Below are 12,103 nucleotides of genomic sequence, written 5' to 3'. Positions count from 1 at the left end.
GCACCGCCTCGAACAGTCAGAAAGTTATTACTGGGTGGCGAGACCGGCTGGTGCGCCTTCCAACTTATCGTCGTCGAGGTTGGGTGTCTCGTCGTAGTCGCCAACGCGTTGGCTAATGGTATCGAAATCGAAGCGCTCCTCGCGGCTGGTCAGGCTCATCACTACACATACCAAGGTGCTTGCACCGTAGGCGGTCAGCGAGGCCAACAGAACCGTGTAGTCGCGCAGAAAGCCTGTAGCAAAGATCAGCATGGCGACAAGCGCGAGTGCGCCGGCGATGAAGCCAGCCGTGCGGCCGAGAAAGCCAAATACCATCAGGCCGATGATCACGCCACCGCCGATGCAGGCCAGCAATTCGAAGACCAACCCACCCGGGCCTGCAAGAGAGATCAGCTCGAAGCGTGCGGCGCAGAACAACACCATGGCGACCAGCACCGAAGTGGTGAAGGCGGCGTTGGTCACCCGGTTCCAAAAGCAACTGGCGATCACCGGAAAGACAATGGCCCCCCACAGCGCGCCGACGAATACCAGCATCACCAGGATATCCAGCGAGAAGCTGGCGAACACGATGCCGACCACAGTGGCGATGATCATGGTCAGGCGACCCACCAATAACATGCGCTTGGGATCGGCCTTGCCGCGCGCGATATTCTTGCCGTAGACGTCAGCCATCATGATGGCCGACAGAGCGGAGAGATCGGAGTCGGCGGTAGAGGAGAGCGAGCCGATCACCAGGATGAAGAACAGTGCGATGAAGATGGGCGGCAGGTATCCGGAAACCATCTGCGGAATCAGATTGTTCATGTCGCCATTGAGCGGCTCGACCCCTAGGGTCAGCGCCATCAGGCCGATCATGCCCAGGCCGATGACAATAGCGCCGTAGCCTACGGTAGCGGTGAGGAAGGTGGGCTTGATGTGGTCCTCGTTCACCGCGAACAGACGCTGGGAAATAGTCTGGTTGCCGATCGCGTAAGCCAGCACGGCGACGAAGAACGGTGCGCCCTGGTTGAGAATGGCGTCCATGGAGAAGAAGTTGGCCTGCTCGACGGTCAGGTTGCCGAGGCCGGCCACCAGTTCCGAAGGGCCGCCCATGGCGAAGAACACTGCAGGAATAATCACGATGGCAATCGCCATGAGCGCCACTAGCTGTGCGAAGTCGGTCATCACAGAGGCGCGAAAGCCAGACCATAAGGTATACAACAGTACGCCGAAACCAGCGATGATTACCCCGGCTTGGAAGGAGAGCGGCGAGAGCACCGAGACCAGGGCGCCCGCGGCGGTAAAGTTGACCATCAGGCTGATCACGCTGCCCAGCACGTTGGAAAGTGCCAGAATCAGCTGGCTGGAAGCACCATGACGGGCATGAATCAACTCACCCAGGGTGTGGGCGTTGGGGGCGAGCTTTCTGAAACGCCTGCCGAAGGGGTAAATGAACAAGATCATGAGTGCCCCCCACAGCCCGTAGTGGATGGGTCCCGAGACGCCGTAGGTATAGCCGGAAGTGGCTGCAGCGTAGAACGAGGCCGCCCAGATCCAGGTGGCGGTCATGCTGGCCGCGCCCATCCCAAAACCCACGCGGTGGTTGGAAACCATGAATGCATCGGCGTCCTCGTTCTTCTTGCGAATGCCGAGTGTCATCAGGTAGGTACCGCCGTAAAAGGCGAGCAACAGTAAAACAACGGTCAGGGTCGAGAATTGGTATAAGGATTCGCTGTTCAAGGGCAGTCCCTCGGTTGGTGGAACGGACACGCTCAGGTCACGTCGCAAGACAGCAAACCGAGCGCAGTGGTGACAGGAGGTGCCGGGGCGAGGCGTTATCTGATCAGCAGGAATGCTAGGGAACAGGCAGCTGCTTACGAACGCAGGGCGCATCGCAGCTTTTGCAAGCCGTTATCCATCTGTAAAGCACTAATCTGTAAAGCACTAAAATGCCGCGTTAAAGGCATTACCCCCTAGTGGGGAAGCAGGGTGGCGGGCGGCGTGGCATGCAGCGGCCCTCATCCGAATAGTGGGTCGACATGGATTCCCTCTTCTATCGATAGCGTCCGCACCGGGCGGAGAGTCGAAAGTGCCGGTGATCCAGTCTGCGGTGAGGCAAGACTAGGTGGCCCCTTGCGGGTGCCGAACAAGGGTTCGCATAGCGAATGCCTGGACCCTTGAGGACCAATACCTTACGGTGTGAAGCATGGATTGTCCAATCTGTATCTGCCTACAGTGGGTTTACCATGGTTATCAAGATTTAGTCTGGCAACCTGATGACATGAAAATTTAGCCTTAATGAATCCAAGGTGCCTTGGAATAGAGATAAAGCTGCTTTGCCTACAGCTTGTAGTGGCACAGTGAATCTGGCCACCTGATTTTGAGTGTATGATCACTCACATAGACAGTCAGGTGCAGATGATGACGAAGAAGAGAGCGTTCAGTCCGGAATTTCGCTTGGAGGCGGCCCAGCTCGTGGTCGATCAGGGTTACTCGCTGAAGGCGGCGTGTGAGGCCATGGGCGTTGGCAAATCCACCATGGAGTATTGGGTACGCAGGCTTCGTGCTGAGCGGGCAGGCAAGACTCCGCTGAAAGGTGAGGCTCTGACGCCGGAACAGCGTGAGATTCAGGAACTGAAGCGCAAGCTGCGGCGGGTGGAGGAAGAGAAGGAAATATTAAAAAAGGCTACTGCTCTCTTGATGTCGGACTCCCTGAACAATTCTCGATAATCGAGCGACTTGAAGAGAGCTATGCGGTGCAGCACTTGTGCCAGGTGTTTGGGGTGCATCGCAGTAGCTACCGGGCCTGGCGTGACCGGGACAGAAGGCCCTGTGAGACTGAGCAGAAGCTGCTGGACCAGGTTGTCGAGGCGCATACCGTCAGTAACGGCTCTGCCGGCGCTCGCAGCATCGCCAAAATGGTCACGCAGGCTGGAACATCGCTGAGTCGTTACCGGGCCAGCAGACGGATGAAGCAGTTGGGGCTGGTGAGCACACAGCCGCCAAGCCACGCCTACAAGAAGGCGGATCAGCCGCACCTGGATATCCCGAATTTTCTCGATCGGGAATTCGACGTAAAGGAGCCCAATCAGGTATGGACCGGCGACATTACCTATATTTGGACAGGGGCACGCTGGGCTTATCTGGCGGTGGTCATCGATTTGTATGCCCGTAAACCCGTGGGCTGGGCATTGTCCTTGTCTCCGAATACGGAGCTGGTGAAGAAGGCACTGACCATGGCCTACGAATCGCGTCGAGAGCCACCGGACATTCTGTTTCATTCGGATCAGGGTTGCCAGTACACCAGCCTGGCATTCCGACAGATGCTCTGGCGCTACCGGATGACGCAGAGTCTCAGTCGCCGTGGCAATTGCTGGGATAATGCCCCGACAGAGCGCTTCTTCAGGAGTCTGAAAACGGAATGGATGCCAGAGATTGGCTACCCCAATGTTGCGGCGGCGAAGCAATCTGTCACTGATTATATGATCGGTTACTACAGCAGCCTCAGGCCGCACAAGCATAACGGTGGCCTACCGCCGAATGTGGCAGAAAAGAACTACTGGAATACTCAAAATTCGGTGGCCAAAAACACTTGACCACTACAATCGAGGACTATCGTTGATTTTCTTTCCGCTCGATGCGGATGGCGTTTCGGTACAGCCCATACGGCAGATTAATGGTGAGACAGGTTTCGCCGAGATTTTTCTTGAAGATGTACGCGTCCCCAGCTTTAACCGATTGGGCGAAGAAGGCGAAGGTTGGTCAATTTGCATGACTACCGCTGGTTTCGAGCGTGGTCTTATGTTGCGCAGCCCGGCTAGGTATCAGGCCACTGCTGCACGACTGGCACAGTTGTGCCAAGCAATGGGGGATAATGTACGCTCCACCACTCGCGAGGCGGTGTTGCGCACCGTTATGGATGCGGATGCCTATGGCCTAGCAATTCAGGCTACTGCATCACTTCTGGATGCTGGTGGCAAGATCGGAGCCGAGGCTTCGTTGAATAAGGTCTTCTGGTCCGAACTGGATATAGCGTTGCATCGCACCGCGCTTGAACTACAGGGTCCACGCGGGGTGCTGACCACGCCGCAACAGGATGAGATAGCACGCGGGTCCGCTCAATGGCTCGATGGCTGGCTATTTTCACTCTCAGGACCGATCTATGCGGGCGCAAACGAAATTCAGAAAAACATCATCGCCGAGCGAGTGCTTGGCCTTCCGCGCGGCTGAGGAGTCCGAATATGGATTTTCAGGTTACAGAAGAACAACGCATGATTGCCGATACAGTCGACGAGGCTCTGACAGAGCTTTGCCAATCAGAGACGTTACGTGAGCAGATTGAGCAACATAACATGTTCGACGCTGGTCGCTGGCAAGCGCTCAGTGACCTCGGACTGCCTTCGGCGCTACTACCCGAAAATGCTGGAGGTGTCGGACTGGACGATGTGGCCTTCTGCGCCATCGCTCGTGCGGCCGGGGCTGCGCTGCTGCCAGAGCCCCTAATAGAAAGCGCTGGTGTTGCATTACCTCTGCTGGTAGAGATGCGCGACAGCGCTGTGGACAAAGTATCTTTGCCGCAAGATTTTGATATGTCTGTTACTGAGCTAACAAAAGGCATGGGGCACGCTGTGCTTGTCCATCCTTTACGCCCGTTTGCTCCCCATGCCGACACTGCGTGTCAGATTATTGTTGCAGAAGACAACGTACTATGGGTAGGGAAGCCGGAAAATTTTACTCTCAAGGCGCACGAAACGATTGATCCGCTGACTACGCTATTCTCAGTTAACCCTCATGATGCTACCCGTGTCCCTCTGTCTGAAGAAGGTCTGGCCGCTTTGGCCAAGGCAATAGACCGTGCCACCTTATTCACTGCCGCGCAACTAGCTGGTATTGCGTCGGCGGCGCAACAGCTAGCCGTCACCTACGCCACAGAGCGTCAGCAATTCGGCCGCTCAATCGGGGCCAATCAGGCGATCAAGCATCTATTGGCGGAAGTTGAAGTCGAAGCGGCATTTCTCGCTCCTGTGATTATCGCAGCGGCTGCACTGTTGCCACGCCAGAATGTATTGGGACGCGGCCATCTCGCTAATGCAAGACTACGCGCCGCCTGGGTGGCCGGCATGGCCTGCCAGAGCGCCGTTCAGGTACACGGAGCAATGGGCTATGCATGGGAAACCGACGTCCACCTCTTACTCAAGAGAGCCATGGTGCTGTCAACGCAGTGGGGGGATGACGAACGACTGTTCAACCATGCAGCCGATCGAACGTTCGATGCGGGTCAGATGCCCGGCCCGGGAACTTTGTTTGAAGCAGCTATTTGAGTCTCAACACAAGCATTTCCGGGTCTAGCCTCGGCCCGGTGTACTAGGAAAACTCCGTTCTAGCCGATGGCGGTGATGCCTACCGCCAGGAACAGTGGGACCGCCAACCCCAGCGGGGTATCTGGCTGCAAAAGAGCGATGAACGCGAATAACACGGCTATTGACGCTGACAGAACGAACAGCACCCCAAGACTTCCCCCCACTATGTCGGCAAGTGCGCCCCAGCCAACTCTCTCAAAGATGCCAGCGATGTGCACGGTGGACATAATCATACCTGCAGCAACCATTCCGACCAGTAGCTCCTCTATCATGAATGTTACCAGAAAGCTCAGCAGTGAGAGTAGGGCGGCGGCCAGGCACAGCCCGGTCAAGCCCAGCCAACGCGTCGCTGGCTGGCTGACCAGCAGGCGTAGCCCACCTAAGCCGCGAATCCTCGTTGCCGGATCATGGCCATCATCCCAGTACCTTTGCAGAATCTGTAGGGCCCGGCGGTCACTGCAGCTGCCACCGAGGCGGATACTGCGAAAATCGGTCATACTCTAAACCGAGCTCTCCCCACCGAAGGAGCGGCTCTTTCTGATAGGGCCAGATCGATGACAAAACGCCCCCCTACATTGAAGGAGCTCCAGGACCGGTATGGTGCCGATGTCGAGATCAGGCGCCAGTTTCCTTCGCGTTCAGAGATACAGCAGAAGGATTCTAGGCTGGAGCTTGTTGCAAGCGCTTTCGGAATTCAGCGATGGATGTGGAAAACCCGCATGGGAAACCTGATAGGGATAATTCTTGTACCAGCAACGATCAGCGGCATCGTGAGCTTCTGGGGGCCCGTCCTAACGACGACGTATGACTACGCAGCGCCTTACATTGCCATGGTGAGCGAGGCGGCTCTTGACCTTAGCGACGAGCTCATCGTGTTTGGCGACGCTTCGGGTACTCGGAAGACCCATGATGATGGTCAAGATCGCCCCAGCGCAATCATCGTACCCAAAATCCGCGTAGCACTGGCCGGAGATCACGTGGCCTTGGCCGGAGATATAGAAACCATTCAAGGCACCTTCTGGCGCGTCACACATAGGCGATATCCACCGCTAGTCACGTGGAGCAGCAACAGCAAATTTGTGGCTGGTCGCTGGAGTTCGCCAGGTGGATTGGCACCGCTCTATGCGGCAGAAGATCCCCTTTTGGCTATCGGAGAGTTTGCGAGAATAGGCGGTAAGCTATTGCTCTCGAGCGGATTTATGCTCCACGAATTATCAGTAACAGGGACTTTGGAATCGGCCCCGGAGCACCTTGTGGATCGGAACAGGCCGGATGCACTTTATGCTTCCAGAGCATTTGGTGATCAATGGATGGCCGAGAACCGGACGTCGATTCTCGCGACGCCGTCAGTTATCGATCCGTCTCGCAGAAATTTTATACTCAACCTCTCAGACCCAGAAAACCTGCATGTCACGCTGAAGCGAAGTATTCCGATAACCCCCGACATGTTTCAGGTCTGAGTGAAGGATTGTGATAGCCACGTTTCGCTGTATATCGACACGAAACCCAACTAAAAGATAGACAAACCCCCGCCTAGTTTTTTTATACGCAAAGTCGGCATGCATGCCTCGATCTGTACATGCCAGGCATACAACTGCTCGAAAGCTATGGGACAGCTTGTTATCTCGCGTGGCGATTCGCCGTACCCGCTTGAGTCTCCTTCCAAACGCCACCATCTAGGGGTGGCCGCCGTCGTGTTGGGTCTTCCCGATGAAGTTCCGGCATCGTGCGTAGAGCTTTAACTCTGCTGCAGGGGAGTTTCATCCTTGGTGACCGCCCGCTGGGCGCCACCCTCTAAATCTACTTTCATACTCACCAATTCGAGCTCTTCGACGCGGGCCCCAGCGCGCATAGGTTGAGAAGTGCTCGGCGACCGTGTCATCCATCCCTGGCTCGCCATCGATCTCTTCATGATGATGCGCGCCGATGGTTCTGTCAGTGACCGGCCGCTGCGCAGCCTCTCGAGTCTTGCTAGCTAGCCGTTGTTGGCCTGGGTGGTAACAATTAGGATTATTGCGGCTTTAGGGCCGAAGGCTCAGGTCGCCAAAAAAGGTTTTGACAGAGACGGCTAAAGCCCCAACCACTGGTACGGCTAAACGCGCGCGCTTGGTTATCCGCCATGGCACTCTGTCCATCGGCATCACGGATATAGCGGGTCAGCGTCATGGCAGCCGGTTGGCCGTAGCGTGCGCCGGGTGAAGCACAGGTCCAGATATGCCGCAGCGTCATTGCGATGTTAGGCCCGTGCTGATCTAGATAAGCCAGCCCATAGGTGCAGGCTTCCAGGGTCAAGGCGTCGTGAAAGGAGTGGATGTGTCACAGGAAGTTAGCCAGCGAACCAAAACAAAAAAGGCAGATCAGTAAGTAACTGATCTGCCTCTCGAAATATTGGTAGCGGGGACCGGATTTGAACCGATGACCTTCGGGTTATGAGCCGGATTGACTTGGATTTCCTCGCGTTCCCTTATTTGTTGTTATTTACTCAAAATGCTTGCTTTATAAGGGTTTACGTCGGTTTCTGAAATGCCGGCTAGGTATTTTAAGGGCAATTGCGTACACGCAATGCTGTCACAAAATTAAAAGCAAAATTTACAGCATAAATGACCGTTAGGTTACTGCTGAGGCCGGCAGCGGGTTAGCCGGACTCTGAAACCGTCGAGACTGGCATCATAGGTTTTGTCAGGACGGATTGTTTGGTTCCTGTGAGATGGCGCTGGGCGGATGTTCCAATTAATCGGGCGTAGTGAGCCTGCATCTGCATGATGGCGGCTCGGTCTTCAGTAGAGAGGTCGCAATAGCAGTGAGTCGTGGCAAAACCATACCTGAGGGTCAGATATTGCATTTGGTCATAGAGGCTGCCAACCCAGATGCGAATAGTCAGCGGCATCTTATTGGTGATATGGCTACAGTGAAAGCAGCTTGAAGCATTCGATTGATGAGCTTATTATATCTGAGCTGATATAAAAATTATGGCAGTCAAGGAGCCAGCGTGGCGCGCAAGAAACCTGTTGCATTCGTTGGAGACTCGAAGGATCGGCTGCGCGACTTCTCTCTGGACGCCAAGCGAGAAGCGGGTTTCAGATAGACAAAATTCAGGCTGGAGGCCAGCCGGACGACTTCCGCCCAATGCCAAGCGTTGGCCTTGGTGTCATGGAAATCCGCATTCGGGAACACAACGGGGCCTTTCGGGTCTTCTATGTGGCCAACCGGGGTGACGCGGTATTTGTGCTCCACTGCTTCCAGAAGAAAACCCAGCAGACCGCCAAAAAAGACATCGACTTGGGCAAACAGCGATACAAGGAGCTGCCCTGAGCCCAACCACCAAGCGAGGTTAAATAATGGCTATCGAGTATTACGACAGCGTGTGGGACGCCATCGAGGACACTCCTGAGGAGGCGCTGAACATGCGGCTGCGCTCCGAGCTTATGTCGAGGATTGCTGGCCGTGTAAGGGAGTGGGACATTACTCAGAAAGAGGCTGCACATCGTCTGGGAATCACCCAACCCCGCCTCAACGACCTGCTGAACGGCCGTATTAATAAGTTCAGTCTCGATGCTTTGGTCAACCTGACGGGACCGGCTCACTTCCATCTCGAACTGGAGATTGAAGACGAGAAGGAAGTAGCCGCCTGAGAGTGATCAACTGGGCTCAGCTAAACAAGTGACGAGATTCTTGGCCTCAGTTCACTCGATGAGCTTTAACGACTGGCTGCCTCTCAAAGGCTAAAGCAATCTGGTCTGCCCGGAAGCGATAAACTGATACTCCATAGCCCTATAGCCTTTCTCACGTTTTCGGAACATTCGCTCAAGCATAGGCAGGCCAGTATCCAGGTAATCATAGACAGTGACTTCTAGTTTGCCTTCGGTAACTCGATGGAGTCTGCCTGCATACTGTGACAGCGTTCCTTTCCATGCGATGGGCAGAGCTAAAAACAGGGTGTCCAGTCGAGGCAAGTCAAAGCCTTCTCCGATGTATTTCCCAGTTGCAACGATGACTTGAACTCTATGCAACTCTTTTCCTGCCGACTGGCGTTCTTTGACACGCATGCCACCCCGTAAGATAACTGACGATATGGATTCAGCATCCAGCAGTGTCGCCAAGGTCTCGGCATGTTCTCGCCGTTCCGTCAGCACAAGGCAATTTGCTTGGTTGTGCACACAGCTTGCAACATCCTGAACAATAGCCTGATTTCGGGCGCTGCTCTGGGCAAGCCAATGGTAAACCGATGCGATATGGGGCCGCTCACTAGGCTGGCAGATGTGTGTGGGTGGCGTTTCGTGATGTTCTCGAACAATGACGCTTTGGATAAATCGGTTACTGTGTTGCGCTTGGGCTTTGTGACGAATGGGCCCTGCAACCATCAACATGATTTTTTGGTGGCCATCCTGACGATCAGGTGTTGCTGTCAACCCAATGACGTATCGAGCGCTGACCTCATTAAGCAGCATCTCGTAACGTGGCGCTGAGATATGATGGCATTCATCGATGATGACTTGCCCGTACTCCTTGACCAGCTTCGAGACCGTATTGTCTTTCTTATTGATCAGGCTTTGGTAAGTGGCAACGTCGACCTGCCCAGTAGGTTTCTTTTTACCGCCGCCAATTACACCAATGGGCGCACCCTCAAGGAAGGTGTCGAGTCGCTCCTTCCATTGATCAAGTAGCTGACGACTGTGCGTGAGGATCAGTGTGTTGACTTGCCGCTTGGTGATCACGCCAATAGCCGTTACGGTTTTACCGAAAGCGGTCGGTGCATGAAGTATGCCGGTATCGTGTTGGACAAGTGCCTGCACCGCCTTGTCCTGATCATCACGCAGCGTTGCTTTTAGCCTGACTCCAGGTAAAAACTGGCCTGATATTCTACGGTCATCAATGTCCACCCTGATTCCCTGTTCCAGCAGCAGTCCTTGAAGCTCATCCAAGCAGCCTCTGGGAACAGAAAGATAACCTTGCTCAATATGGGCACATGATATGTAGCGAGGGATGCCATGCGTCGAGAAACGAAGCGACTGTGTTTTGAAAAATACGGGATTAGCAAAGCTGGCCATTCGCTTTATTCGTGCCGCCAATGTACCTGGAATGCCTGATAACTTCATATAAATGTGACTGGTCAGGATGAGCGTGATGCTTTCAGGACATCCAGAAAGCTTCCCTGTATCAACCGGTAACGATGGCGCCCACGGCAACACCGTATCTGCAGTCACACCGGAATTAGTCTCCTTGCCGATCAGCTCTTCAAGCTGAGCTGATGAAAGTGTCTGTTGCTGGCTGAGCAGTGCCCATTGATCCGGATATGGCGTAAAGTTATCGTCGACGAAGACGGTGCATCCGCGACTTCGCGCCTCGTATTGAAGCGGCAGGGCAATCAGATTGCCAAACCCACCATCAGGCATGGTGTCTTGGTTAGGAAATAGCCGGTCATAGGAGTCGAAGGATAAGCCTGGATGAAGCTCCATGGCCTTATCCAACAATTTGAATCCCAACGTCCTCGCTGACGAAGCTTGAACAGCTTCTGAAAAGAAAACCCATAGATGGGCACCCGCACCGGACCGAGAAATCTCCACAAGATAGGGTACGCCTTCACCGCGACAGACCTGGGCTAGTGCACGAACATCCGCTTTCCAGTCCCCCTTATCAAAATCCGCCGCCAGCAAGTAACAAGAGCTATCCGGTAGTAAAGGGTAAAGGCCGGTCACATGTTTGCCAGACAAGTGGTCATAAACGGCATCAAAATCGAGGGGCTTGAATTTTTTGTGTCGACATTCTCCGCATTTGATCCGTGGTTTCTGACAGATGCCCGGCACCCACTCATTCGCACAAGCGACAGCATAGCCGGAACGGTCGCCGGAACTCTGCCAGCGAACCGCATAAACATCCTGCCTGCCTCGAAAGAGTTTTCGGTATAATTCGACTTTCTGGCCAGGGGTGAGTAGCGGTAAATCATGTCGGTTTGCAGAGCGATACAGCTCTTGCTTTCGAGAAAGGAGAGCAGCCTTTTCTTGCTCAAGCTCTGATAGCCTCAGCTCAATAGAGGCGAGTTCTTGATCTACGCGGATACCTACCTCGTGCCCAGTAAAGCTATAGGGTCTACGGTTTAACAGGTTAGAGATGCTCATTTGTATTCTAGCTTATCGTCAGCACTCGGCTGACAGACCACACTCGTCAGCATTAAACTTTACGGCGATCTGTTTTGATAGAATAGTAATGCCTTGGACTGATAACACTGAGGCATGGTGTGACGACGTTAGTAATCTCGAAAATCAAATCCCCTTCCGGTGCGCTCGGTGAGATCGAGCGGGTCAACATTGACGTTGCCAATCAGTTGCCCGTGTCGTCATGGCTGGATGTTGAATTAGCCGATACTCTGCTTGTTTACCATCCCGTTTCGGTGCAAAAGGTGTCGAGGCATTATGAGGTGGTCAGTGGATTTCGAGCGTTTCATGCCGTCAGCGCCTTGCTGGATCCAGAGGCCACCATCTCGGTAGGCATCACCGACGCTGACGAATCCGATCTGATCAGAGGGGCGTTGTTCGAGCTTATTACCCACAGCCTGATGCACTGTCCTGAGGCTGTCGATGCGAAAGAGCGTGTCTATCGACAATTGAAACAACTCACCGTTACGTTGCGTAAAAAGCATGGCATCAAGGTGCCTACGAGCCTTTCCACACGCAACCTTAAAGCACTCATGGGACTAAAAGCGCGCCGCATCACGCATTCAAGGAAGCGCAAGTCGGAGCTTCAGCGGATTATGGAGTCCCAGTGAC

Annotated in this window: 10 protein-coding genes; 7 read left to right on the top strand and 3 right to left on the bottom strand. The window is 54.4% G+C overall.

All coding sequences use genetic code 11. The features are described from left to right. Window positions 1–27: 27 nt before the first annotated feature. A complete protein-coding gene (locus R5M92_RS13600) occupies window positions 28–1,719 on the bottom strand; it encodes a sodium:solute symporter family protein (RefSeq protein WP_346799381.1) in 1,692 nt (563 codons plus the stop codon). 681 nt (window positions 1,720–2,400) lie between these two features. Between R5M92_RS13600 and R5M92_RS13595 the strand changes: the two genes are divergently transcribed. The 3 genes from R5M92_RS13595 (at window position 2,401) to R5M92_RS13585 (ending at window position 5,300) form a co-directional block, all read left to right on the top strand. Continuing rightward, window positions 2,401–3,575 (top strand): IS3 family transposase gene (locus tag R5M92_RS13595; protein WP_346795833.1). Its coding sequence is split into 2 segments (ribosomal slippage): window positions 2,401–2,656 and window positions 2,656–3,575, totalling 1,176 coding nucleotides; the frame shifts between segments, so codons are not numbered across the junction. A 22-nt stretch (window positions 3,576–3,597) separates the two neighbouring features. Continuing rightward, entirely contained in the window at window positions 3,598–4,209 is a 612-nt protein-coding gene (locus R5M92_RS13590) for an acyl-CoA dehydrogenase family protein (RefSeq protein WP_346796505.1), read from the top strand. An 11-nt stretch (window positions 4,210–4,220) separates the two neighbouring features. Beyond that, on the top strand, window positions 4,221–5,300 hold the full coding sequence (locus R5M92_RS13585; protein ID WP_346796504.1) for an acyl-CoA dehydrogenase family protein: 1,080 nt from the start codon (window positions 4,221–4,223) through the stop codon (window positions 5,298–5,300). A 59-nt stretch (window positions 5,301–5,359) separates the two neighbouring features. Here the strand turns inward: R5M92_RS13585 and R5M92_RS13580 are convergent, their stop codons facing one another. Next, entirely contained in the window at window positions 5,360–5,836 is a 477-nt protein-coding gene (locus tag R5M92_RS13580) for a hypothetical protein (protein WP_346796503.1), read from the bottom strand. A gap of 57 nt (window positions 5,837–5,893) precedes the next feature. On the opposite strand from R5M92_RS13580, the gene R5M92_RS13575 reads away from it, so the two are divergent. From R5M92_RS13575 to R5M92_RS13565, 3 genes are all read left to right on the top strand, one after another. Further along, complete coding sequence (locus R5M92_RS13575) at window positions 5,894–6,799, top strand: RES family NAD+ phosphorylase (protein ID WP_346796502.1); 906 nt, start codon at window positions 5,894–5,896, stop codon at window positions 6,797–6,799. A 1,552-nt stretch (window positions 6,800–8,351) separates the two neighbouring features. After that, window positions 8,352–8,651, top strand: a complete 300-nt coding sequence (locus tag R5M92_RS16265; protein WP_417339169.1) for a type II toxin-antitoxin system RelE/ParE family toxin — start codon at window positions 8,352–8,354, stop codon at window positions 8,649–8,651. Between the two features lie 26 nt (window positions 8,652–8,677). Then, window positions 8,678–8,971: a helix-turn-helix domain-containing protein gene (locus tag R5M92_RS13565; RefSeq protein WP_346796499.1), complete on the top strand. Its 294-nt coding sequence runs from the start codon at window positions 8,678–8,680 to the stop codon at window positions 8,969–8,971. Between the two features lie 90 nt (window positions 8,972–9,061). Here the strand turns inward: R5M92_RS13565 and R5M92_RS13560 are convergent, their stop codons facing one another. Beyond that, a complete protein-coding gene (locus tag R5M92_RS13560) occupies window positions 9,062–11,455 on the bottom strand; it encodes a TOTE conflict system archaeo-eukaryotic primase domain-containing protein (protein WP_346796498.1) in 2,394 nt (797 codons plus the stop codon). A gap of 119 nt (window positions 11,456–11,574) precedes the next feature. On the opposite strand from R5M92_RS13560, the gene R5M92_RS13555 reads away from it, so the two are divergent. Further along, window positions 11,575–12,102: a hypothetical protein gene (locus R5M92_RS13555; protein ID WP_346796497.1), complete on the top strand. Its 528-nt coding sequence runs from the start codon at window positions 11,575–11,577 to the stop codon at window positions 12,100–12,102. Window position 12,103 lies beyond the last annotated feature (1 nt).

This window comes from Halomonas sp. Bachu 37 (assembly GCF_039691755.1).
Lineage (GTDB): Bacteria > Pseudomonadota > Gammaproteobacteria > Pseudomonadales > Halomonadaceae > Vreelandella > Vreelandella kashgarensis.
The sequence above is the reverse complement of the archived record's forward strand: the minus strand, read 5'-3'. Positions and strand labels throughout refer to the sequence as shown.